The organism is Streptomyces sp. NPDC051018, assembly GCF_044456085.1.
Taxonomy (GTDB): domain Bacteria; phylum Actinomycetota; class Actinomycetes; order Streptomycetales; family Streptomycetaceae; genus Streptomyces.
On record NZ_JBITFN010000017.1, the window covers coordinates 127,407 to 151,515 of the forward strand.

The window sequence follows — 24,109 nt, forward strand, 5'->3', positions numbered from 1 at the left end:
CGCACCCAGGCCGCCGGCGCGCGCCGTGGCCGGTGCGGGAGGCGTGGGGCTAACGTCGTCGGGTGACCGGGGGACGCACACCGCCGTGGGTCCCCTCGGATGCGTACCTCCCCTGCGAAGGTGGAACCCGTGAAGGCCATTCGTCGATTCACCGTCCGCCCCGTCCTCCCCGAACCGCTCCAACCGCTCAGCGACCTCGCCCGCAATCTGCGCTGGTCGTGGCATACCGAGACCCGTGAACTCTTCCGCGCCGTCGACCCCGAGGGATGGCAGGCGTCCGGGGGCGACCCCGTACGGCTGCTCGGTTCCGTGCCGGCCGCCCGGCTGGCCGAACTGGCGGGTGACCGGCGCTTCCTGCGCAGACTGACCGCCGCCGCCGACGATCTGGACGACTATCTGCACGGCCGCAGGTGGTACCAGACCCACAGCACACCCGCCCGCCGCGCTCCGGACGGCTCCCGCGGCCCAGCCGGTTCCAGCGGTGCCGATGGATCCAGGGGCTCCGACGGTTCCCGTCACTCCGACGGCTCCGACGGGTCCTTCCCCGCCGCGATCGCCTACTTCTCTCCCGAGTTCGGCGTCACCGCCGCCCTCCCGCAGTACTCCGGCGGCCTCGGCATCCTCGCCGGCGACCATCTCAAGGCCGCCAGCGACCTCGGCGTACCGCTGATCGGCGTCGGACTGCTCTACCGGCACGGCTACTTCCGCCAGTCCCTCTCCCGCGACGGCTGGCAGCTGGAGCACTACCCCGTCCTCGACCCGAACGAGCTGCCGGTCGCCCTCATGCGCGAACCCGACGGCACCCCCGCCCAGGTCTCCCTCACCCTCCCCGCCGGACGCCTGCTGCGCGCCCACATCTGGGTCGCCCGGGTCGGCCGTGTACCGCTGCTGATGCTCGACTCGGACGTCGAGGAGAACGAGCCCGGCGAACGCGATGTCACCGACCGGCTGTACGGCGGCGGCAGCGAGCACCGGCTCCTCCAGGAGATGCTGCTCGGCATCGGCGGAGTCCGGGCGGTACGGGCGTACTGCCGGCTCACCGGACACCCCGGGCCCGAGGTGTTCCACACCAACGAGGGCCATGCGGGCTTCCTCGGCCTGGAGCGCATCCGCGAGCTGGGGACCGGACCCGACCCCCTCGACTTCGACGCCGCCCTCGAAGCCGTCCGGGCCGGGACCGTCTTCACCACCCACACCCCCGTCCCGGCCGGAATCGACCGCTTCGACCGGGAACTGGTCGCCCGTCACTTCGGCGAGCGCGGCGAACTGCCCGGCGTCCCCGTCGAGAAGATCCTCCACCTCGGCCTGGAGACCTACCCCGGCGGCGAGCCGAACGTCTTCAACATGGCCGTGATGGGCCTGCGCCTCGCCCAGCGCGCCAACGGCGTCTCCACCCTCCACGGAGCCGTCAGCCGGGGCATGTTCGCCGGGCTGTGGCCGGGCTTCGACGACGAGGAGGTGCCGATCACCTCCGTCACCAACGGCGTCCACGCGCCCACCTGGGTCGCGCCCGAGGTCTTCCGCCTCGGCGCCCGCCAGATCGGCGCGGGCCGCGCCGAGGACGCGCTCACCGTCGGCGGCTCCGATCTGTGGACCTCGGTCGTGAACATCCCCGACGCCGAGATCTGGGAACTCCGCCGCGAGCTGCGCGAACAGCTCGTCACCGAGGTACGGCGGCGGCTGCGGGCCTCCTGGCGCCAGCGGGGCGCCGGCGCGGCCGAACTGGGCTGGGTCGACGGAGTGCTCGACCCCGACGTCCTCACCATCGGCTTCGCCCGCCGCGTCCCCTCCTACAAGCGCCTCACCCTGATGCTGCGCGACCGCGACCGGCTGATGGAACTGCTGCTGCACCCCACCCGCCCGGTCCAGATCGTCGTCGCGGGCAAGGCACACCCCGCCGACGACGGCGGCAAGCGGCTCGTCCAGGAACTGGTGCGGTTCGCCGACGATCCACGCGTCCGCCACCGCATCGTCTTTCTGCCCGACTACGGCATGGGCATGGCGCAGAAGCTCTACCCCGGCTGCGACGTCTGGCTGAACAACCCGCTGCGCCCGCTGGAGGCGTGCGGCACCAGCGGAATGAAGGCCGCCCTCAACGGCTGTCTCAATCTGTCCGTCCTCGACGGCTGGTGGGACGAGTGGTTCGAGCCGGACTTCGGCTGGGCGATCCCCACCGCCGACGGCTCCGCCACCGACGAGGACCGCCGGGACGACCTGGAGGCCGCCGCCCTCTACGAACTGATCGAGAACCGGGTGGCACCGCGTTTCTACGACCGGGGCGCGGCCGGACTCCCCGAGCGCTGGATCGAGATGGTCCGCCGCACCCTGGCGACGCTCGGGCCCAAGGTGCTGGCGGGCCGGATGGTCCGGGAGTACGTGGAGCGTCTCTACACCCCCGCCGCCCACGCCCATCGCGCCCTCGACCCCGCCACCGCCCGCGAACTCGCGTCCTGGAAGGCCCGCGTCCGCGCCGCCTGGCCGAAGGTGGCCATCGACCATGTGGAGGCCCTGGAGCAGGCGGACTCCGCCGAGTCGGCCACCACCGCCGAACTGGGCGCCACCCTCGCGCTCCGGGTCCGCGTCTTCCTCGGCACGCTCCAGCCCGACGATGTGGAGGTCCAGGCGGTCGCGGGCCGCGTCGACCCCGACGACGCGATCGCCGACGCCCGCACCTTTCCCCTGAAGCCGGCCGGGGGCCCGGACCTGGAGGGCCGCCGGGTGTACGAGGGGCCGCTCTCCCTCGACCGTACCGGCCCCTTCGGCTACACCGTCCGGGTTCTGCCCGCCCACCGTCTCCTGGCCGCGACCGCGGATCTCGGTCTGGTGACGCTTCCGACGGTCACGGCGGGCGAGGACGCGGGCGTACTGATGCGGTAGCGGCCGGGCCCTCCGCCCGATGCCCGCCCGCCAGCCCGGACCGGGGCGGGGCCGCGTGGGCTCTCGGCGGGTGGGTTCGGGTGTTGCGCGGTGGTCCGGGTCCGGGGTGCGGCCGGGCGGTGCCCGTCCGGGCCCGGGCCCCTGCGTGCGAGTCGCCCCGGCCTCACGGGGCGGCGGCACCGGATGCGCGGTGCTCCTCGTCGGCGACGTCCACCACGACCGCCTTCGACGCCAGCCGCCCGCCCTTGAAACAGAGCCGGTACGCCGGGGTGTCGCTGAACCTCTCGACGCGGTAGTACACACAGTCGCCCGCGTCCGGGGGCTCCCGGTCGACGCCCGCCGGCCGCTCCTTCAGGGAACGCTCCGGCAGCCGGGCCGATACGGCGTCCCGTGTGTCACCGACCCGGAGCCCGTCGTACCCGCCTCGGTCGAGAACCGTACGGGTCCGGGTGTACTGATCGAACCCGAACATCAGCACCGCCAGCACCCCCACCACGGTGACCGGTACGACGACCGCCTGCACCAGCCGGCGACGCACCCGCCGTTTCGCCAGCACCAGTTCCCGCTGCGACGTGGACGTCCAGGGCGGCCCGGGAACGGGCGCCGGCACCTCCGTGGCGGTGGCGGCGGTGGGCAGCCGGGCGGTGACGGTGAACCCGCCGTCCGGCCGGAGCCCGTGGGAGAGCGTCCCGCCCGCGAGCCGTACCCGCTCGTCGAGACCCACCAGCCCCGTACCGCCGGACGCGAGCCCCGGCTCGGCCGCGTGGTCAGGAGGGCCGCTGCCCACCGTCGCCGTCACCGAATCCGCTCCGCGTACGATCCGTACGGTGACGTCCGCGCCGGGCGCGTGCTTGGCCGCGTTCGTCAGGGACTCCTGGACGACCCGGTGGACCGCCCGTCCCGTCATCTCCGGCAGCCCGTCCCCGGCGCCCTCCTCCCGCAGCTCCACCGCGACCCCGGAGTCCCGCGCCCGCTCCACCAGCGCCCGTACGGTCTCGTCGTGGGGCACCGTCGACGCGCCCTCCTCCCCGGTCCGCAGCACCCCGACGATGTCCCGCAGCCGTGCCGTCGCGTCCGCCGCGGCCTGCCGCAGCTCGCGGGCCGCCGTCCGCTGCCGCGCGTCGAGGGCCCGGTCGACCTCCAGGGCCGCCGCCCGCAGAGCGATCAGCGACAGATCGTGGCCGAGCGAGTCATGCATGTCCCCGGCGATACGGGACCGCTCCCGCAGCCTCTCCCGGTCGGCGACGGCCCTTTGCTCGCGCTCCATCCGGTCCGCGAGCTGCCAGCCCGTGCGGACCAGCTCCGCGTACTGCCGGACGTTCCGGCCCAGCAGCCACGGCACGACCACGAGGAACAGCAGCGAGCCGGCCTGGACGAACCAGACCATCAGATCGTCGCCGACGGCCAGCGTCGCCACCAGCCCGGCGGCTACGGCCCCGGCGAACGTGTACAGCGCGGGCCGCGCGTGCTGGGTGTGGCGCCCGGCGAGATATCCGAAGACGGCCGTCGCGGGGCCGTACGCGGGGCTGACCAGCTCCATGCTGTGCAGGGCGCTGAGCACCAGCGCGACCCCGAGCGCCGCCAGGGGCAGCCGCCGCCACATCGCGGTGGCGACCCCGAGCGCCACGATTCCTCCGGCGAGGCCCCACCAGGAGCCGCCGTCGTTCGGGTTGCCCTTGAGCAGGACGGGGATGCTGATGAGCGACCAGAGCGCGAGGGCGAGGGCGGGGCGACGGAAGTGGTCTCTGCGCATGGTTCCACCATGCCGGACGTCGTTCGCCGACCTCTCAGCCCGTCCGGGCGTGCGGGTTGCTTGTCGGGGGCGCTGCCCCCGAACCCCTGCGCCTCAATCGCCGGCGGGGCTGGTTATTGGTGCTGGCGTGGCCGGTCGGGTGCTGGGGGCGGGGGTTGCTTGTCGGGGGGCGCGGCCCCCGAACCCCCGCGCCTCAATCGCCGGCGGGGCTGGATCTTGGGGTTGGCCTGCCCTGCCGGTGAGGCGCTGGGGGCGGGGTGCGCAAATTCCAGCCCGTCCGGCGATTGAGGACGGACCTGGTGAGGAGGGACGGTCACTGGGCGAGAACCTCCGGGTGGAGGCCCGATCCCAGTCCGTCGGCGCAGCCCATGCCGTGGAACGGGGCTACCGCGTATCCGCCGTGGGCCCCGCCACCCCCGCCTCGTGCGCGAGGATCGCCAGTTCCACCCGATTCCGCAGGCCCAGCCGCGCCAGTACCGCGCTGACATGGGCCTTCACCGTGCCCTCCACGACATGGAGCCGTGCCGCGATCTCCCCGTTCGACAGCCCCGCCCCGACGAGAGCGACGACCTCGCTCTCCCGTCCGGTCAGCGGCTCCAATCTGCGACGGGCCTCGGCGGCCCTGGAGAGTCGGCCGCCGCCGAGCTGGGCGATGACGCGCGCCGCCACCTCCGGGGAGAGGAACGCGGCGCCCTCCGCGACGGCCCGTACCCCTGCGATCAGATCCCGGGGGTCGCCGGACTTCAGCAGAAACCCGCTCACCCCCGAGTCCAGCGCCCGCGCGATGTACTCGTCCTCCGAGAACGTCGTCAGCATGACGAGCGCGGCCTCCGGCAGCACCCGCCGCAGCTCCCGCGCCGCGCCCAGCCCGTCCAGCCCCGGCATCCGGATGTCCAGCAGAACGACGTCCGGCCGGTGACCGAGTGCCAGCTCCACGGCCTCCCGCCCGTCACCGGCCTCGGCGACGACCTCGATATCCGGCTCACCGGCGAGGATGGCCCGTACTCCCGCGCGGATCATGGCCTCGTCATCGGCGAGCAGTACACGTACGGGCAGGTCGGTGGGCGATGCAGTCATGCCGACCAGGGTAGAGCGCGGGACCGGACGGCCCGGTACCTCCGAAGCCGCCCGGGCGCCACCTTGGGGGCCCCCGGCCATCGGCGTCGGGCGTCCCGCCGGGCCCGGCCCCTCGACGCCCGGGACGGAGATCTCAGCTTCCGCGTTTCAGCCGGCCCCGGATCGCCAGCGCCGCCAGGCCCACCAGGACCGGTTCGGTGAAGCGGGACACCATCTCCACATAGCCGCCCGCCGTCGTCAGATCCTGGCCGCTCGTACGGAAGACGACCGAGTTCAGCGTCACCGAGAGCGCCTTGTCGAACCGTTCGCCGGTGAAGCGGTCGGCGAAGGGCTTCGTCAGACGCGGAGAGGGCCTGTCGAGGACCGCGATCGTCCCGCTGCCCGAGCCCACCCGGCGTATCTCCTGCCGGGGAGTCCCGTCGGGCAGCCCGAAGCCCATGAGCAGCACGATCGTGGTGACCATGGCGAGGGCCAGCCAGCCGAGCGCCCGGGAGGCGCGCAGCCCGTATCCGGACAGCAGCCAGTACGCGTCCAGCAGCCAGCGTTCCGCCCGCGCGCGGGTGTGGCTGTGCCGGCGCATCTCCATCTCGCCGTAGTAGAGATCGGCGGCCCCGGGCTCGTCCTTGGCGTCCTCGCGCGCCTTGCGCAACTGCCGGTAGACCGTGGTGAGGGTGGCGAGCCCGGGGGTGTCCTCCGGATTCTGCGCGGGCTCGCCCCATCCGGCGCGCGCCCGCGCCGAACGCCCCGGCCACGCCCGCCACATCCGCTCCTCGGCGAGGACCTGCCGCCGGGTCCTGCGCAGCCCGGGCGGGGAGGACGCCAGGGTCCATCTGCCCTCCAGATGCACCTGGTCCAGATGGAAGGAGCCCGCGAACCGGCACTCGGAAAGATCGGTGTGGGCGAGCGACAGCATCGCCGCGTCCACACCCCGCAGGGAGCGGATCCGTACGGCGGGATCCAGCGCGGCGAACGCCGATTCGTCGGCCGCCTCGCCCTCGAAGGGCGCGGAGCGCGCGGTGACGGCCACGGGCTGGAGGAAGACGGCGTCGGTCAGATCGACCGTGGCATAGCGCAGTGCGACGGTCGACTTCTCCTCGAACCGTGCGCCCTTGAAGAGGACCTCCGGAGCGCAGAGGGAGAGCCCGGCCGGAGCGCGGAAGGCCGCGCGGGTGAAGTCGGCCGTGGTGCCCAGCCGGGCGACACCGTAGAACTCGCCCCCGAAATCGGCACCGACGAACCGCGCACCGGCCTTGAAGACCGCGCCGTCCAGGTGCACGTCCTCGGCGACACGCAGACCGTCCAGGACGGCCGGGCCGGTGACACGGCAGCGGAAGAGGTTCAGCCGACCGTCCGTGACCGAGGTGTCCTGGAGGAACAGGGCCCCCCGGAACTCCACGCCGCCGAGGTCCAGTCTCTCGGTGATCCGCATCGCGGAGAGGTCGGCGTTGGCGTACACCGTGGCCCCGTAGAAGCCCAGCCCGCCCTCGATCTCCGCGCCGCGCAGCCGCACCGGACCGTGGTACCGCCCGTTCGCCAGACTGAGGTATCCGAAGGTCCCGTCATCCAGATACAGGGTTCCCCCGACCTCAGTACCGCCGAGGTCGATACCGCCCGGGGCGGTGAGGAACGGAGCGTGGACATCGGCCCCGAAACGGGCCCCCGCGAAGTCGGCGAAGGCGTCGAACGTGGCCCGGCCCAGGAACACCTTTCCCGAGAAGCGGACTCCGGAGAGATCGGCCCGCCCCGTGACCGTGCCCCCCTGGAACTGGAACTGCCCGATCCGCGGTACGCCGTCCTCGTCCCGTACGGCCGCCCGGATGCGCGGGAACACCTCGGCGGACAGCCGGCACTCCCGCAGATCGAGATCCGCCCCCGGTGCGAGGGTGGCCAGCCAGTCCGTCAGGCGGTCCTCGGTCAGATGCCCGGGGCACCTCCCGTCGAGGACACCCGTTCCCCCGCAGTCGGTGACCGCGCACACGACCCGGGCCTGCGGCGGTGTGATCATGCGCCGATCCTGTCATGAACGCCGACGCGCCCGGAAGGAACCGGAGTTCCTCCCGGGCGCGCGGACCGGGCGTCAGGTCATGACGGCCACGGTGGTCGTGCGGTGCTCAGGCGGTGGGGCGTGCGTGGTCGGGTCGTACGCGCCCCGGTGGTACGGGCGGCCCGGGGGTTCAGAAGGTGAGCCGCACCTTGTTGATCTGGCCCTCGTCCTGGGCGGCCAGGTCCTGGACCCGCAGCCTCCAGGCGCCGTTGGCCGGCTCGGAGGAGGCGTTGACGTAGTACGTCTCCTGGACGTTGTCGGCGGAGTCGGAACCGCTGAACGGCTTCAGCGGGTACACGGTCCCGTCGGGGGCCAGGAGGTCGACCACCAGGTCACCGCGCCAGGGGTGGATGATGTCGACGTCGACCTGGAGGGCGGAGGGCGCGTTGCCCGGGACGCCGGAGACGACGACCGAGGAGTTCACCGGCGGGCCGTTGTCCGGGATGGAGATCACGGCCGCGCTCTCGAACGACGGGCGGTTGGGGTCGGTCGTACGCGGACCGACGTTGACGCCAGCCCAGGCGTCGGTCACCGACTTGGCCTCAAGGCTGTTGGCGCCGTACAGCTCGGCGGCGACCGCGAGGGTGCCGGCGCGGGCCGCGGCGTAGTTGGTGGTCGAGTTGAACTTGGTGGTCAGGGCCTTGTACCAGATCAGGGCGGCCTTGTCCCGGCCGATGCCCGCGACGGGAAGACCGTCGGAGGTCGCCGAGTTGTAGTTCACGCCGTTGATGGTCTTGGCACCGCTGCCCTCGGAGAGCAGATAGAACCAGTGGTTCGCCGGACCCGAGGAGTAGTGGACGTCGACACCGCCGATGCCCGCGTACCAGTAGTCCTTGGACAGCCCGTCCTTGCTGGGCGTGTCCATGTGGCGCAGCGGGGATCCGTTGCCCCTGATGTCGATCTTCTCGCCGACGAGGTAGTCGCCGACGTCCTGGCTGTTGTTGCCGTGGAACTCGACCGCGGCGGCGAAGATGTCGGACGTCGCCTCGTTGAGGCCGCCGGACTCACCGCTGTAGACGAGTTTGGCGGTGGCGGAGGTGACTCCGTGGGTCATCTCGTGGGCGGCCACGTCGATGGCGGTGAGGGGCTTGAGGTTGCCCGCGCCGTCGCCGTAGGTCATGCAGAAGCAGGAGTCCTGCCAGAACGCGTTGACGTAGTTGGTGCCGTAGTGGACCCGGGAGCTCGCGCCCGCGCCGTCGCCGCGTATTCCGGAACGGCCGTGCACGTTCTTGAAGTAGTCCCAGGTCAGACCCGCGCCGTACGCGGCGTCCGCGCCCGCGGTCTCCAGCTCGGCCGGCTTCCCGTTGCCCCACACGTCGTCCGCGCCGGTGAACACCGTGCCCGCACCGGTGGTCGCCCGGTTCAGATTGGTCGTCTGGTGCCCACCGCGCCCGGCGTCGGTCAGCTGGTAGAGGCTGCCGGAACGGACACTGCCGACCGTCACCTGCCCGCTGTACTGGGTGTTTCCGGTGCCGGTGTGGACGCCTTGCCACTCGTAGAGCTTCTTGCCCGAGTCGGCGTCGGTGACGACGTGGAGTTCGTTGGGGGTGCCGTCCTTCTGGACACCGCCGATGACGGACTCGTAGGCGAGGACGGGCTTGGTGCCCTGGGCGAGCCAGACGACCTTGCGGGGGGCGCGCCGGGCGTCGGCGGCGGTGGTGCCGTCGGCCTTCGCCAGTCCGAGTGCCTGCTGTTCGGCGGTGGCGGCGGGCAGGCCGGCGGTGGTGTCCACACCGGCGAGCTTGGTCTTGGACGCCCGGCTGACCGACTCCCTCGCTCCGGTGCGGGTGGTGGAGACGACGAGGTCGCCGCCGAGGACGGGCAGGCCGGCGTAGGTGCGCTCGTAGCGGGTGTGGGTGGTGCCGTCGCGGTCCTGGGCCACATCTCGGACGACGAGCTTCTCCTGGCCGGACAGGCCCAGCTCGGCCGCGGTGGCCGCGGTGGTCGCGGACTGCTTGCGGATCAGCTCGGCCCGCTGGGAGGGGCTCAGGCTCAGCGGCAGCGCGCCGGGGTCGGCCTTCCCGGCCTTCGCCACGGGCACCGCGGTGTCCGTGGCGCTCGGGGCCGCCGCGGAGACACCGGACTGGAAGCCGGCGGCGAGCAGGGCCGCGGAGGCGATGAGGGCACCGGTGGTGACGGTGCGCCGGCGGGGCGTGGATCTCACGCGAACTCCTTCTGCGAGGGGGGTTGCCGGACCGCGAGAAGCCGGTGTCCGGACAGAGGATGCGAAGCAGGTCGGGCGTGGAACGGAAACGGGGGAAGAGTCGCAGGACGGAAAGCCCCCTGTCAGGCTCGCGTCAACGAAATGGCCAAAAGCGGTTCGTTCAACGCTTCGTCATGTTCGGTGAGCGGACGCTTCGTCGATCGTCAGGAAGGTGTCATGAGCAGGCAAAGGGCGGGTATAACCCGGACATCGAGCGCTTGTACGGATGCCGGGCGGCCCCCCGCCGGACCCCTCCGGCGGCCCGTCGCGGACGGACGCGGCACCCGAGCGGAGGCTCCGATGCCTGTGGGCCGCCTTTGTGGAGTGTGGCGTGTTCCGTACGGGACGGGAGGTACGGAAGGGGCGTCCCGGCGCCGCCTCCGACCCCCTTCATCCGTTGGATGGAACGCTCACTCCAGTCCGCATACCCCTCTCTGCGCACCCCGCCTCATCCCCGGGCCGGCGACCGGTGAGCACGTACCGGCCGACACGTACCGGTGAACACGTACCAGAGGGCACGTATCGGGGAGCACGCAGGGGGACTGTGGACCGGAGGAGTACGGGCCCACACGAGGCGCGTCCGCGCAACGGTGACGCACACTTCCGAAGCCCGCCCCGGGAGCCCCGTACGGAGCCGGATCGGCACACCCCGGCACCCGGGCGGGGCGGGGCCGCACCCGGGGCGCATGCGGTGGGGCTCAGACCAGGCTGTCGCGCCAGGCGCGGTGCAGATCCGCGAAACGGCCCGCGGCGCCGATGAGTTCCGCCGGAGTGCCGTCCTCCACGATCCGGCCGTGCTCCACCACCAGCACCCGGTCCGCGACCTCCACCGTGGAGAGCCGGTGGGCGATCACCACCGCCGTACGCCCGCGCAGAACCGTGTCCATCGCGCGCTGCACGGCACGCTCACCCGGGATGTCCAGCGAACTCGTCGCCTCGTCCAGGATCAGGACGGACGGATCGGCGAGCAGCGCCCGCGCGAAGGCGACCAGTTGCCGCTGCCCCGCCGAGATACGGCCGCCCCGCTTCCGTACGTCCGTGTCGTACCCGTCCGGCAGCCCCGTGATGAAGTCGTGCGCGCCGATCGTCTTCGCCGCCTGCTCGATCTCCTCGCGGGTCGCGTCGGGCCGTCCGATGGAGATGTTCTCGGCGACCGTGCCGGAGAACAGGAACGCCTCCTGGGTCACCATCACGACCCCCCGCCGCAGTTCGGGGGTGCCGAGGTCGCGGAGGTCCACACCGTCGAGGAGGACCCGGCCGTCCGTCGGATCGTAGAAACGGGCCAGCAGCTTGGCGAGCGTGGACTTGCCCGCGCCCGTCGAGCCGACGACCGCCACCGTCTGACCCGCCGGGACGGTCAGATCGAAACGGGGCAATACCTCGCCGCCGGTGCGGTACGCGAAGCTGACGCCGTCGAAGACGACCTCCCGGCCCGGGTGCTCACCGCGGCGGGGCGGCAGCTCCCGGGGGTCGGCCGTCTCGGGGACGGAGGGCTTCTGGGCCAGCAGGCCCGCGATCTTCTCCAGGGAGGCGCCGGCCGACTGGTAGGAGTTGAGGAACATGCCGAGCCGGTCGATCGGGTCGTACAGCCGCCGCAGATAGAGCACGGAGGCGGCCAGCACACCGAGGGCCAGGGTCCCGCCCGCGACCCGGTACGCGCCCCACAGGACGATCCCGGCGACGGCGGTGTTGGCGACGAGCCGTGAACAGAGGACATAGCGCGCCATCTCCAGCAGGGCGTCGCCGTTGCTGCGGCCGAGGCTGTCGTTGAGCACCTTGAACGCCGTGTCGTTCGCCGACTCGCGACGGAACGCCCGTACCGGACGGATCCCGTTCATCGTCTCCGCGAACTTCACGATCACCGAGGCGAACGCGGTCGACCGGGTGCTGTAGATGGCCGCGGCGCGCCGCTGGTAGATCCGGATGAACCAGTACAGCGGGATGAAGGAGGCGACGGCCACGGCCCCGAGGCCGAGGTCCAGCCAGAGCAGCATGGCGCAGATGTAGACGAAGGCCAGGACGACGTTGATCAGCTCCTGGAGCCCCTCGTCGAGCAGTTCGCGCAGGGACTCCACATCCGTCGTCGAACGGGAGATCAGCCGCCCGGAGGTGTAGCGCTCGTGGAAGTCGATGCTCAGGGCCTGCGCGTGCCGGAAGATCCGGCCGCGCAGATCGAGGAGGACGTCCTGGTTGACGCGAGCGGAGGCGGTCATGAAGAGGTACTGGAGGAGCCCCGCCCCGAACGCGCTCACCGCGTATCCGACGGCGACGGCGATGAGCGGGCCGTAGTCGTTCTCCCGGAAGGCCGGGACACCGCTGTCGATGGCGTACGCGACGAGCAGCGGACCGGCCTGTACGGCGGCCTGCTGAAGGAGCAGCAGTACGGCGGCGACGAGGACCCGGCCGCGGTGGGGAGCGAGCAGCGACCGCAGCAGGGCTCCGGTCGCGCCCTTGGGCGTCGGCAGGTCGTCCTGGTCGAAGGGGTCGGCGGCGGGGAGACGGGCGGGGCCGTCGCCGGGTTCCGTACCGGGCCTGACATCGTCCCCAGGCTCTCCGGGGGCCGTGGTCGTGGCGGTCATCGGGCTTCCCCTTTCCCGGCGCTTTCGGAGCGTTCGTCGGCGTTCGTACCGCCGTCGGTGGTTGTGGCGCTGTCCGGGTTCGTGGCGCCGTCGGTGCCGGCCGGCCCGGCAGGGCCGTTCATGCCGTTCATGCCCTTCGTGCTGTTCGCGTGTGCCGCCCCGTCCGCGTGTGGCGCCCCGTCCGGGTCCGCCGCCCGAACGGCGTGGTCCGGCGGACCGGCCTCACTCGACGGACCGGCGCCCTCCGGTCGCGCTCCCGACATCAGCCACGCGTACTCCGCGTTCGTCCGCAGCAGTTCCTGGTGGGTGCCCACCGCGGCGACACGGCCGCCGGACAGCAGCGCCACCCGGTCCGCGAGCAGAACGGTCGACGGGCGGTGCGCCACCACCAGGGCCGTCGTGTCCGCGAGGACATCGCGGAGGGCCGCCTCGACGAGGGCCTCCGTATGGACGTCGAGCGCCGACAGGGGGTCGTCCAGTACGAGGAAGCGGGGCCTGCCGACCACCGCGCGGGCCAGGGCCAGCCGTTGACGCTGACCGCCCGAGAGGCTCAGGCCCTGCTCACCGACCTCGGTGTCGGTGCCCTGCGGGAGGGAATGCACGAATCCGGCCTGCGCGATCTCCAGAGCGCGCCGCACATCGGCTTCGCCGGAGCCGTCCGCCGCGCCCATCAGGACGTTCTCCCCGACCGTCGCAGAGAAGAGGGTCGGCTCCTCGAACGACACCGCCACCAGCCCCCGCAGCCGCTCCCGGGGCATCGCGGCGATGTCCTCGCCGTCGAGGGTGATCCGGCCGCCGGTCACCTCGTGCAGCCGTGGCACCAGCGCGGTGAGCGTGGACTTCCCGCTGCCCGTGCCGCCCACGAGGGCCATGGTCTCGCCCGGGCGTACCGTCAGATCGATCCGCGCCAGGACGGGTACGGAGTCCTCGGGCGCGTCGGGGTAGCGGAACTCGACACCTTCGAAGCGCAGTCCGCCCTTCGCGGGCGATCCGCCCCCGGCGGGCTGCCCGGGCTCGTCACGCTGCCCGGCCGCACCGGCCGCGGCCTTCTCGCCGACCGTAACCTTCTCACCGGCCGCAGCGGCCGCAACCTTCGCACCGGCTGTACCCGCCGCACCCTTCGTACCGGCCGACCACCCCGCCGGGGCCGGCCCCTCCCGTTCCTCCTCCGCGTCCATCACCTCGAAGTACCGCTCCGTCGCGGTCGCCGCCTCCTGGCTCATCGCCAGCAGAAAGCCGATCGACTCCACCGGCCACCTCAGCGCCAGCGCCGTCGACAGGAAGGCCACCAGCGTGCCCGCCGACAGATCCCCGTCGGCGACCTGGGCCGTGCCCAGGACCAGCGCCGCGCCGATGGCGATCTCGGGAATGATCGTGATGAGCGCCCAGATGCCCCCCAGGAGCCGTGCCTTGGCCAGCTCCGTGCCGCGCAGTTCCCTCGACTGCTCGCGGAAGGCGGCGGCCTGGCTGCGGTGACGGCCGAAGCCCTTGACGATCCGGATGCCGAGCACGCTCTCCTCGACGACCGTCGTCAGATCGCCGACCTGGTCCTGGGCCCGCCGCGCGGCGCGCGAGTAGCGGGTCTCGAAGTAGGAGCAGAGCACCACCAGCGGCACGATCGGGATCATGAGCACCAGACCGAGCGTCCACTCCTGCCCCAGCAGGATCACATAGCCGACCAGAATGGTCGTGCCGTTGACCACCAGGAAGGTCAGCGGGAACGCCAGGAACATCCGCACCAGCATCAGATCCGTCGTACCGCGCGAGAGCAGCTGTCCCGAGGCCCACCGGTCGTGGAACGCCACCGGCAGCCGCTGGAGATGCCGGTACAGATCCGCCCGCATCGCCGACTCGACACCCGCCAGCGGCCGGGCCACCAGCCAGCGCCGGAAGCCGAACAGGACCGCCTCCGCGACGCCGAGCGCGAACAGCGCGAACGCCCCCAGCCACACCCCGCCGGGGTCCCGGTCGGCCACGGGTCCGTCCACGATCCACTTCAGGACGAGGGGGATGACCAGGCTCAGACAGGAAGCGACGATCGCGACGAAGGCCGCGCTGAACAGACGGGTGCGCACGGGCCGTACATACGGCCACAGCCGCAGCAGCGTACGTACGGCCGAGCGTTCCTCGGCGGGGGCAGGTGTGGTGGGCATCAGGAGCGAGCCTACGGTTCGCCACTGACACCTCTCATCCCCATTTCCGGTGGCGATCCTCACGCCGGTCGTACCCGGCAATCAGCCGATCGGATGATGACTTCTCCAGCGTGATGGGCGATGCACGGGACGATCTCCGGCCGGGACCCTCGAAGACATGAAAACGGTCGAAGTGCGTGAGCTGCGCAAGGCATACGGCGGACGAGCCGTCGTCGACGGGGTGAGCTTCTCCGTGGAGGAGGGCGAGATCTTCGGGATCCTCGGGCCCAACGGCGCGGGCAAGACCACCACGGTCGAGTGCGTGGAAGGGCTGCGGATTCCCGACGCCGGGACGGTTCGGGTCGCCGGGTACGACCCGGCCGTGGACCGTGCCGAAGTCACCCGGCTGCTCGGCGTACAGCTCCAGGAGAGCGAACTCCAGCCGAAGATCACCGTCCGTGAGGCGCTGGAGCTGTACACCGCGTTCTATCCGCGGCCGGCCCCGTGGCGGCCCCTCGCCGAACGGCTCGGACTGGCGGAGAAGCTGGACACCCGGTTCGCGAAGCTCTCCGGCGGTCAGAAGCAGCGGCTGTTCATCGCTCTGGCGCTCATCGGCGAGCCCCGGGTCGTGGTGCTCGACGAGCTGACCACCGGGCTCGACCCGCGCGCCCGCCGGGACACCTGGCAGCTGATCGAGGAGATCCGGGACTCGGGGGTCACCGTTCTGCTCGTCACCCACTTCATGGAGGAGGCCCGGCGCCTGTGCGACCGGATCGCCGTCATCGACCGGGGCCGCGTCGTCGCGCTCGACACACCCTCCGGGCTGATCCGCCGCTCCTCCGCCGCCACCGTCGTCTCATTCGTCCCCTCGGCCCCGCTCGACCCGCGCGAGCTGGGCGAGCTGCCGGGGACGGCGTCGGTCGAGACCGGTGAGCGGGTGGTCGTCCACGGCACCGACGAGACCGTCACCGCGCTCCTCTCGCTGCTCGCCCGCCACCGCGTCACCGCGCAGCAGCTCCGTGTCGCCGACGCCGGACTCGACGACGCCTTCCTCGATCTGACCGGACAGGAAGTGACATGACCTCCCCCTCTCCCTCCCCCTCTCCCTCCCCCTCTGCCTCCCCCTCTGCCTCTCCCTCTGTGGTCCCCTCTCCCTCTCACTCCGCGGCCCCCTCCGCCTCCCTCTCCGCGTCCACCGCCGTACTGAAGGCCGAGGCCCGGCTGTTCGCCCGTGAGCCCGGCTCCCACTTCTGGATCATCGCCTTCCCGACCATCCTGATGACGATCATCGGGCTCATCCCGGTCTTCCGGGAGGTCTCCGACGACCTCGGCGGGCGGCGCTTCATCGATCTGTACACACAGGTCGCCGTGCTCCTCGCCATGATCTTCGCCGGACTCCAGGCGATGCCGCCGGTCCTCACCGGCTACCGGGAGCGCGGCATCCTCCGCCGGATGTCCACCACCCCGGTCCGCCCCGGCTCCCTTCTCGCCGCCCAGCTCCTGCTGCACGGCGCGGTGGCCCTCTGCGCCGCCGTCCTCCCGATCACCGTCGCGAGGATCGCCTTCGACGTACAGCTCCCGCGCAACCCCGGCGGGTACGCGCTGGCGCTGGTCCTCGCCACGGTGAGCGCGCTCGCCCTCGGAGCGATGGTGGCCGCTCTGTCCCGCACCCAGAAGGCCGCCACCGCCATCGGCTCCGCCGTCTTCTTCCCCGCCATGTTCACGGCGGGGGTCTGGCTGCCCGTCCAGTCGATGCCGGACACGCTCGCGGGGATCGTCGGCTTCACCCCCTTCGGCGCGGCGTCCGAGTCGCTCGCCCGCGCGGCCACCGGGTCCTGGCCCGCCTGGGACGGGCTCGCCGTCATGGCGGTCTGGACCCTGCTCCTCACCGGGGCGGCGGCCCGCTGGTTCCGATGGGAGTGACGACGGTCCTCCCGGGGTGGCCGGGGGAGACTGGTCCCATGACCGACGAGCACGACCCGGCCGTCCCGGGCGCACCGGGAGCCCGGACCGGTGAGGCCGGCCCTCGTACCGCGCCGACCCTCGCCGCCGTGCGCTGGAGCCAGTTCTTCCGGTACGGCCCCTTCGCCACCCTCGCCCTCGCCGCCTTCATCTCGGTCGTCGCGGGCAGCGATCTGATGAACCGGACCCAGATGTACACCGCCGGTGTCCTCGCCGTGCTGGCGGTCGCCCTCCAGATCTGGTGGAACGCCTTCGGGCGCCCCGATGACGCGCTCATGGGCATCTCGGTGCCGTCGGACGGGGAACGGCCGGTGGCCGGGCAGGTCTACTACGTACTGCGGTCCCTGCTCGCCATGGGTCTCACCTGGGCGAACCCCTTCTTCGGCATCTTCGCGGTCGTCGGGTACTTCGACGTCGGGCATCTGCTGTCGGGACGGAGGCTGCACGCGGGGCTGGTGTTCACGGCCGTGGTCATGGCGGGCTCCCAGTCCGGCGGGCTGCCGCCCGACTCACCGGTGCACTGGGCCCTGTTCGGGGTGCTCTTCGCCCTGAACGCCGGTCTGTGTCTGCTGTTCACGCATATCGCGGTCCACGAGGAGGAGGCCGCCCGCCAGAAGGCGGAGACGATCGACGAGCTGGAGCGCACCAACGCCCGTCTGGAACAGGCCCTGGAGGAGAACGCGCATCTGCACACCCAGCTCCTGGTGCAGGCCCGGGAGGCGGGCGTCGCCGACGAGCGGCGCCGGCTCGCCGCCGAGATCCACGACACCATCGCCCAGAGCCTGGCGGGCATCATCGCCCAGCTCCAGGTCGTCGCCGTCGCGGGCGACGAGCGGCTCGCCCGGGAGCATCTCGACCGCGCCGCCGCCCTCGCCCGTGCCGGTCTGGGCGAGGCACGCCGCTCCGTACAGAACCTCAGCCCCGCCGCCCTGGAGCACGACACGCTCTCCGAGGCGCTGGAGAAGACCACCGCCGAGTGGTCCGGACGCTGCTCGGTGCCCGCCCGGTTCACCGTGACCGGCACCGAGGAGCCCCTGCACGACGAGGTCGCGGCGACCCTGCTGCGTATCGGCCAGGAGGCGCTGTCCAATGTCGCCCGCCACGCGGGGGCGGCCAGGGTGGGTGTGACCCTGTCGTACATGGGCGACGAGGTCACCCTGGACGTCCGCGACGACGGCCGGGGCTTCGACCCGCTCGCCGTGGCGCCCCCGTCGGGCTCCGGCGGCTTCGGACTGCGCGGTATGCGGGCCCGCGCGGAGCGGATCGCGGGAACCGTGGAGGTGGAGACCGAGCCCGGAGGGGGTACGGTCGTCTCGGCTCGCGTACCGTTGGTCCGCCATGACTACGCGCAATGAGCGGAATGAGCCGGCCGAGCGGAGTGAGCGGGACGGGCAGGACGAGCGGACCGTCACGCTGATCATCGTCGACGACCACCCGGTCGTACGGGACGGTCTGCGCGGCATGTTCGAGTCGTCCCCGGGCTTCACCGTCCTCGCCGAGGCGGACAACGGTGTGGACGCGGTCGGTCTCGTCACCCGTCTGGATCCCGATGTCGTCCTGATGGACCTGCGGATGCCCGGCGGCGGGGGAGTGGCCGCGATCGCCGAGCTGACCGGCAGCGGCGCCCGCGCGAAGGTGCTGGTGCTCACCACGTACGACACGGACAGCGACACGCTTCCCGCGATCGAGGCGGGCGCGACGGGCTATCTGCTCAAGGACGCCCCGCGCGAGGAACTGTTCACCGCGGTCCGGGCCGCCGCCGACGGCCGTACGGTCCTCTCCCCGGCCGTCGCCTCCCGGCTGGTCTCCCGGGTCCGTACCCCGTCGGCCCCCGGCCATGAGGCGCTCTCCGCGCGGGAGCGCGAGGTCCTCGTCCTGGTCGCCCGCGGAACGCCGAACCGGGAGATCGCGCGGGAGCTGTTCATCAGCGAGGCGACGGTGAAGACCCATCTCACGCACATCTTCGGCAAGCTCGGCGCGAAGGACCGCGCGGCGGCGGTCGCGGTGGCCTACGACCGGGGCATCCTCGGCTGACGCGGCCCGACGTGTGAGCTGCGCCGACTCGTGACTCGGCCCGCCCTGGCCCGGGTGCACCCCTGACCCGGGCTCACTCCTGTGCCCCGGGCCCACTCCTGACCCGGGTGCCCCATGACGCGGGCGCACCCGTGGCCGGACCCGTGGCCGGACCCGGCTCAGCCGGTGACGGTGGCCTTCAGGAGGACGGCCGACCGCGCGCCCACCGGCACCGTCGTACCGCCCCCGTACCCCGTGCCCGGCGGCTCGCTCTGCTCCTCCTCGGCGGTGTCGACGAGCACCTCGTACGAGGACGCCCACGGCTCTCCCGGCAGACGGAAGTCCAGCGGGCCGTCGCCCGCGTGCAGGATCACCAGGAAGCTGTCGTCGGTGATCCGCTCCCCGCGGGCGTCCCGGCCGGGGATGTCCCGTCCGGAGAGATAGAACGCGACCGTGGCCGAGGACGCGTACCAGTCCTCCTCGGTCGTCTCCGTGCCGTGCGCGGTGAACCAGGCCAGATCCCGGGGCCCCTCGGCCGTACGCGCCCGGCCGGAGAAGAAGGCCCGGCGGCGCAGTACCGGATGGTCCCGGCGCAGGGCCAGCAGCCGGACGGCCAGAGCGAACAGCCCGCGCGGCCCCGGCTGCTCCAGGAGGGACCAGTCGACCCAGCCGACCTCGTTGTCCTGGCAGTACGCGTTGTTGTTGCCGCGCTGCGTACGGCCCATCTCATCGCCCGCGACCAGCATCGGGACCCCCGTCGACACCAGCAGGGTGGTCAGCAGATTGCGCAGTTGCCGCCACCGCAGCGCGTTGACCGCCGGGTCGTCGGTCTCGCCCTCGGCACCGCAGTTCCAGGAGCGGTTGTCGTTGGTGCCGTCGCGGTTGAACTCGCCGTTGGCCTCGTTGTGCTTGTGCTCGTAGCTCACCAGGTCGCGCAGGGTGAAGCCGTCGTGCGCGGTGATGAAGTTGATGGACGCGTACGGCCGCCGTCCGCCCCACGCGTACAGATCGCTGGAGCCGGACAGCCGGTAGCCGAGGTCGCGCACATCGGGCAGCGCGCCGCGCCAGAAATCCCGTACGGCATCTCTGTAGCGATCGTTCCATTCAGTCCACAGGGGTGGGAACGCCCCCACCTGATAGCCGCCCGGGCCCACGTCCCACGGCTCGGCGATCAGCTTGACCCGCCGCAGCACCGGATCCTGCGCGATCACCGCCAGAAAGGGGGAGAGCATGTCGACATCGTGCGTCGAGCGTGCGAGCGCCGCCGCCAGATCGAAGCGGAAGCCGTCCACCCCCATCTCGCTCACCCAGTACCGCAGCGAGTCGGTGATCAGCCGCAGCACCTGCGGCCGCACCACATGGAGGGTGTTTCCGCAGCCGGTGTAGTCGGTGTACGCCCGGGGGTCGGGCTGGAGGCGGTAGTAGCCGCGGTTGTCGATGCCCCGCAGCGAGAGCGTGGGACCCAGCTCACCCGCCTCGGCCGTGTGGTTGTAGACCACGTCGAGGATGACCTCGATCCCTGCCGTGTGCAGCGCCCGGACCATCCGCTTGAACTCGGCGACCTGCTGTCCCCGGGTACCGCTCGCCGCGTAGGCCGCGTGCGGGGCGAAGTAGCCGATGGAGTTGTACCCCCAGTAGTTGCGGAGGTTCCGCTTCAGCAGATGGTCCTCATGGGCGTACTGATGCACGGGCAGCAGTTCGACGGCGGTGACCCCGAGGCGTACGAGATGCTCGATCGCCGCCGGATGCGCCAGGCCCGCGTAGGTGCCCCTCAGCTCCCGCGGAATCCCCGGATGCAGCCGGGTGAACCCCCTCACGTGCAGTTCGTAGATGACGGAGTCCGCCCAGGGCGTCTTCGGTCTGCGGTCGTCCATCCGCTCGTCGCCGGGGGAGCCGTCGTGGACCACGACCCCCTTGGGGACGTACGGAGCGGAGTCCCGGTCGTCGCGCACGGTGTCCGCGACATGCTGCTGAGGCCAGTCGCGGACATGCCCGTACACCTCGGGAGGCAGTGCGAAATCGCCGTCCACGGCCCGGGCGTAGGGGTCGAGCAGCAGCTTCGCGGGGTTCCAGCGGGCTCCCGTCCAGGGGTCCCAGCGGCCGTGGACCCGGTAGCCGTACCGCCGGCCGGGGCGGACACCGGGGACGAAACCGTGCCAGATCTCGTGGGTCAGCTCGGTCAGCGGCAGCCGGGTCTCGGTGACCCGTCCGTCCTCGCCGTCGAAGAGGCACAGCTCGACGGCCTCGGCCCCGGCCGCCCAGAGCGCGAAGTTGGTGCCCGCGACCCCGTCCGGGCCCACGCGGAATCGGGCCCCCAGCGGGGTCGGCGACCCCGGCCACACCACCGGCCCCGACTCTGCTGCGCTCGACGTCTGCGACACCTGCGGCACCTGCGGCCCTCCCGCGGCTCAGGGGGACCGCCCGCGGCCGGGCGGCCCGGCGTCCCGGCCGCTCCACCGCGGGTGGTCCTCCCACCTGTTCTGCCCGGAGTGCCCCGCTCCCAACATCCGCCCACGTTTCCCCCACAGGTCCGTGATCGTTGGGTGGGGCGTGAGACACGTACTGAAGCGGGCAGGACGGGGCGCGGCCGTCGCCCTGACAGGGGCAGGACTGATGGCCGGGCTCTCCGGCTGCACCGACGGGACACTCGACATCAGCAGCAAGCGGCGGTCGGTCGAGGACATCATCAGGGTCGTTCCCGGGGACGGGGCCAAGGGCGTCGACCCCGGGGACCCTCTTCAGGTGCGGCTGCCCAGCGGGCGGCTGGAACGGGTCAGGGTGACACGGATCGAGGACGGGGCCCCCACCGGGATCCCCGGCCGGATCTCCGAGGACGGACTGCGCTGGAACCCCGATCCGGGGGCCGGTCTCCGCCTCGCCGCCAAGTACAGCGTCGACGTGGTGGCCGTCGACGGACACGGCCGCCGGACGGCCCGGCACACCACCTTCACCACCGAGGTCCCCGAGCACCGGTTCATCGGCTACTTCAAACCGGAGAACCGCGCCACCGTCGGCACCGGGATGATCATCTCCTTCGACTTCAACCGGAAGATCGCCGACCGGGCCGCCGTGGAACGTGCCATCCGGGTCACCACCGACCCGCAGGTCGAGGTCGCGGGCCACTGGTTCGGTACGGAACGGCTCGATCTGCGTCCCGAGAAGTACTGGGCCCCGGGCACCAAGGTCACCGTCGAACTGCGGCTGCGGGACGTCGAGGCCGCGCCGGGCGCGTACGGCATCCAGGACAAGACCGTCTCCTTCACCGTCGGCCGCTCCCAGATCTCGCTGGTGGACGCCGAGGCGAAGACGATGCAGGTACGGCGGGACGGCCAGGTCCTGGCGACGGTGCCGATCACCGCGGGGGCGCCCAAGTCGACGACGTACAACGGCAAGATGGTCGTCAGCGAGCTGTACGACGTGACCCGGATGAACGGCGCGACGGTCGGATTCACCGACTCCACCGGCAAGGGCGAGTACGACATCAAGGATGTGCCGCATGCGATGCGGCTGACCGACTCCGGCACGTTTCTGCACGGCAACTACTGGGCCGCGCCCGAGATCTTCGGCTCGGTGAACGTCAGCCACGGCTGTGTCGGGCTGCGGGACGAGAAGGGCGGCAGCGGGGACTCCCCGGCGGGCTGGTTCTTCGACCGGACGCTGATCGGGGACGTGGTCGAGGTGGTCAACTCGCGTGACAGGACGGTCGAACCCGCGAACGGGCTGAGCGGCTGGAACATGGACTGGAAGCTGTGGAAGGAGGGGTCCGCACTGCGCTGATCCCCGGCGGATCCTCCGCGCCGGCCCGGCCCCGCTCTCTCCCCGGGTCCCCGGCGGCCCCGGAGATCCCCTGAACGGAGCTGAACGGCCCCGAACGGCCCCGACCGGTTCGTACGGCCCGAATGCTCCGGACAGCCCGAAGACCCCAACGGCCCGAAGACCCCCAACGGCCCGACGGGCCACCGGATGGCCACCGCCCGGCCCGCCCCCACCCCGTACCCCGTCAGATACCTGAGCCGCCGGACCGGTTGGGACGGAACGGTGACATTCACGGGAACGTTCAACTACCCCGGTGTGTGATTCTCTGTCGAAGTGCGTACGAGAGTCGCACGGGGGAGCGGGCCGTGGCGGGGCCAGGCCGTGTGAGGGGAGACCGGAGTGAATGGGCATCCGATATCGGGGGGCACGGCCGGGGCCGGACGCGGACGTGGGGGGTCCGCGCTGCTGGCGCTGATGGTCGGGGCGCTGCTGGTGCTGGTGACGGCCTGCGGGGGCGGGGGCTCCGGCAAGGGCGACGGTGACAAGGACCGCAAGGACGGCGGCAAGGTCGGGAACTCGGCCTCGAAGGCCGTGGTCACGATTGCGCCGAAGGACGGCGCCACGGCGGTCGCCACCGATGGCGCGCTGAAGGTCACCGCGACCGGCGGGAAGCTCACCGCGGTCACGGTCCAGGACGACGAGGGCGCGAAGGTCGAGGGCACGATCGCGGCTGACGGTGCCTCCTGGCAGCCGGCGCACCATCTGGCGGGCTCCACCCGGTACAAGGTGCACGCGATCGCCAAGGACGGCGAGGGCCGTGAGTCCGCCAAGGACACCACCTTCACCACCCTCGTACCGAAGAACACCTTCATCGGCCACTACACGCCGGAGAACGGCTCGACCGTCGGCGTCGGAATGCCGATCAAGATCAAGTTCACCCGGGGGATCACCGACCCGGAGGCCGTCGAGAAGGCCATCAAGGTGACGGCCGTTCCGGCGGTGCCGATCGAGGGCCACTGGTTCGGCAACGACCGGCTCGACTTCCGCCCGGAGAAGTTCTGGGCGCCGGGCACCAAGGTGACCGTGAAGCTCAACCTCGACGGCGTCGAGGGGCGCCCGGGGGTCTACGGCAAGCAGGCCAAGACGGTCTCCTTCACCATCGGCCGCAGCCAGGTCTCCACCGTGGACGCCACCTCCAAGCGGATGGTCGTCGTCCGGGACGGCAAGGAGATCAAGAACATCGCGATCACCGCGGGCGCGCCGGCGACCACCACGTACAACGGCACGATGGTCATCAGCGAGAAGCACAAGGTGACCCGGATGAACGGCGCGACCGTCGGCTTCGGCGGCGAGTACGACATCAAGGACGTGCCCCACGCGATGCGGCTGTCCGACTCGGGCACCTTCATCCACGGCAACTACTGGGCCTCGGCCGGCACCTTCGGCTCGCAGAACGTCAGCCACGGCTGTGTGGGTCTGCGCGACGCCCGGGGCGCGGGCGACAGCGGTACTCCGGCCGCCTGGTTCTACGACCGCTCGCTCCTCGGCGATGTGGTGATCGTCAAGAACTCCAAGGACAAGCAGATCGCCCCCGACAACGGTCTCAATGGCTGGAACATGCCGTGGGCGGAGTGGATCAAGTAGATCTCCCTTTGTCCGGTCCCAGGGCCCCGAGGCGCGGCAACCGCGCCCGGGGCCCTGGTCCGTGTCGCC

General features: G+C 71.9%; 14 protein-coding genes. 7 read left to right on the forward strand and 7 right to left on the reverse strand.

What is annotated here, in order from left to right; all coding sequences use genetic code 11:
* The first annotated feature begins 129 nt into the window (after positions 1 to 129).
* The gene (gene glgP, locus ACIBCM_RS26400; protein WP_399247304.1) at positions 130 to 2,877 is read left to right on the forward strand and encodes an alpha-glucan family phosphorylase; all 2,748 of its coding nucleotides are present in this window, start codon (positions 130 to 132) and stop codon (positions 2,875 to 2,877) included.
* A gap of 163 nt (positions 2,878 to 3,040) precedes the next feature.
* On the opposite strand, the gene ACIBCM_RS26405 is transcribed toward glgP, so the two are convergent.
* The 6 genes from ACIBCM_RS26405 to ACIBCM_RS26430 form a co-directional block, all read right to left on the reverse strand.
* Positions 3,041 to 4,630 carry a sensor histidine kinase gene (locus ACIBCM_RS26405; RefSeq protein ID WP_399247306.1) on the reverse strand — a complete coding sequence of 530 codons (1,590 nt, stop codon included), beginning with the start codon at positions 4,628 to 4,630 and terminating at the stop codon, positions 3,041 to 3,043.
* A 384-nt stretch (positions 4,631 to 5,014) separates the two neighbouring features.
* Positions 5,015 to 5,707 (reverse strand): response regulator, encoded by a 693-nt coding sequence (locus tag ACIBCM_RS26410; RefSeq protein WP_399247308.1) that lies wholly within the window; start codon positions 5,705 to 5,707, stop codon positions 5,015 to 5,017.
* A 133-nt stretch (positions 5,708 to 5,840) separates the two neighbouring features.
* Positions 5,841 to 7,712: a pentapeptide repeat-containing protein gene (locus tag ACIBCM_RS26415; RefSeq protein ID WP_399247310.1), complete on the reverse strand. Its 1,872-nt coding sequence runs from the start codon at positions 7,710 to 7,712 to the stop codon at positions 5,841 to 5,843.
* A gap of 169 nt (positions 7,713 to 7,881) precedes the next feature.
* Positions 7,882 to 9,915, reverse strand: coding sequence for a M4 family metallopeptidase (locus tag ACIBCM_RS26420; protein WP_399247312.1), 2,034 nt, complete (start codon positions 9,913 to 9,915; stop codon positions 7,882 to 7,884).
* 737 nt (positions 9,916 to 10,652) lie between these two features.
* On the reverse strand, positions 10,653 to 12,533 hold the full coding sequence (locus ACIBCM_RS26425) for an ABC transporter ATP-binding protein (protein WP_399247314.1): 1,881 nt from the start codon (positions 12,531 to 12,533) through the stop codon (positions 10,653 to 10,655).
* A complete protein-coding gene (locus ACIBCM_RS26430) occupies positions 12,530 to 14,686 on the reverse strand; it encodes an ABC transporter transmembrane domain-containing protein (protein WP_399247316.1) in 2,157 nt (718 codons plus the stop codon). Before ACIBCM_RS26430 ends, ACIBCM_RS26425 begins: the two co-directional genes overlap by 4 nt.
* A 157-nt stretch (positions 14,687 to 14,843) precedes the next feature.
* Here ACIBCM_RS26430 and ACIBCM_RS26435 point away from each other — a divergent pair, with 157 nt between their 5' ends.
* The 4 genes from ACIBCM_RS26435 to ACIBCM_RS26450 are packed head-to-tail and all read left to right on the forward strand — an operon-like array spanning position 14,844 to position 18,661.
* Positions 14,844 to 15,746, forward strand: a complete 903-nt coding sequence (locus ACIBCM_RS26435) for an ABC transporter ATP-binding protein (protein WP_399247318.1) — start codon at positions 14,844 to 14,846, stop codon at positions 15,744 to 15,746.
* On the forward strand, positions 15,743 to 16,588 hold the full coding sequence (locus ACIBCM_RS26440; protein WP_399247320.1) for an ABC transporter permease: 846 nt from the start codon (positions 15,743 to 15,745) through the stop codon (positions 16,586 to 16,588). The genes ACIBCM_RS26435 and ACIBCM_RS26440 overlap by 4 nt, the downstream gene beginning before the upstream one ends.
* A 38-nt stretch (positions 16,589 to 16,626) precedes the next feature.
* The gene (locus ACIBCM_RS26445) at positions 16,627 to 17,982 is read left to right on the forward strand and encodes a sensor histidine kinase (RefSeq protein ID WP_399247322.1); all 1,356 of its coding nucleotides are present in this window, start codon (positions 16,627 to 16,629) and stop codon (positions 17,980 to 17,982) included.
* A complete protein-coding gene (locus ACIBCM_RS26450; RefSeq protein WP_399247324.1) occupies positions 17,966 to 18,661 on the forward strand; it encodes a response regulator in 696 nt (231 codons plus the stop codon). Before ACIBCM_RS26445 ends, ACIBCM_RS26450 begins: the two co-directional genes overlap by 17 nt.
* Before the next feature lie 158 nt (positions 18,662 to 18,819).
* Here the strand turns inward: ACIBCM_RS26450 and glgX are convergent, their stop codons facing one another.
* Positions 18,820 to 21,021 carry a glycogen debranching protein GlgX gene (gene glgX / locus ACIBCM_RS26455; protein ID WP_399247326.1) on the reverse strand — a complete coding sequence of 734 codons (2,202 nt, stop codon included), beginning with the start codon at positions 21,019 to 21,021 and terminating at the stop codon, positions 18,820 to 18,822.
* A 169-nt stretch (positions 21,022 to 21,190) separates the two neighbouring features.
* On the opposite strand from glgX, the gene ACIBCM_RS26460 reads away from it, so the two are divergent.
* Both ACIBCM_RS26460 and ACIBCM_RS26465 read left to right on the forward strand, forming a co-directional pair.
* Positions 21,191 to 22,417 carry an Ig-like domain-containing protein gene (locus ACIBCM_RS26460; RefSeq protein ID WP_399247328.1) on the forward strand — a complete coding sequence of 409 codons (1,227 nt, stop codon included), beginning with the start codon at positions 21,191 to 21,193 and terminating at the stop codon, positions 22,415 to 22,417.
* Between the two features lie 378 nt (positions 22,418 to 22,795).
* Positions 22,796 to 24,040, forward strand: a complete 1,245-nt coding sequence (locus ACIBCM_RS26465) for an Ig-like domain-containing protein (RefSeq protein WP_399247330.1) — start codon at positions 22,796 to 22,798, stop codon at positions 24,038 to 24,040.
* Positions 24,041 to 24,109 lie beyond the last annotated feature (69 nt).

What these genes read in the sequence shown, in the direction of transcription:
- ACIBCM_RS26425 (WP_399247314.1), bottom strand. Translation starts at nt 12,533, where the DNA reads ATGACCGCCACGACCACGGCCCCCGGAGAGCCTGGGGACGATGTCAGG.
- ACIBCM_RS26405 (WP_399247306.1), bottom strand. Translation starts at nt 4,630, where the DNA reads ATGCGCAGAGACCACTTCCGTCGCCCCGCCCTCGCCCTCGCGCTCTGG.
- ACIBCM_RS26450 (WP_399247324.1), top strand. Translation starts at nt 17,966, where the DNA reads ATGACTACGCGCAATGAGCGGAATGAGCCGGCCGAGCGGAGTGAGCGG.
- ACIBCM_RS26445 (WP_399247322.1), top strand. Translation starts at nt 16,627, where the DNA reads ATGACCGACGAGCACGACCCGGCCGTCCCGGGCGCACCGGGAGCCCGG.
- ACIBCM_RS26435 (WP_399247318.1), top strand. Translation starts at nt 14,844, where the DNA reads ATGAAAACGGTCGAAGTGCGTGAGCTGCGCAAGGCATACGGCGGACGA.
- ACIBCM_RS26440 (WP_399247320.1), top strand. Translation starts at nt 15,743, where the DNA reads ATGACCTCCCCCTCTCCCTCCCCCTCTCCCTCCCCCTCTGCCTCCCCC.
- ACIBCM_RS26430 (WP_399247316.1), bottom strand. Translation starts at nt 14,686, where the DNA reads ATGCCCACCACACCTGCCCCCGCCGAGGAACGCTCGGCCGTACGTACG.
- ACIBCM_RS26415 (WP_399247310.1), bottom strand. Translation starts at nt 7,712, where the DNA reads ATGATCACACCGCCGCAGGCCCGGGTCGTGTGCGCGGTCACCGACTGC.
- ACIBCM_RS26410 (WP_399247308.1), bottom strand. Translation starts at nt 5,707, where the DNA reads ATGACTGCATCGCCCACCGACCTGCCCGTACGTGTACTGCTCGCCGAT.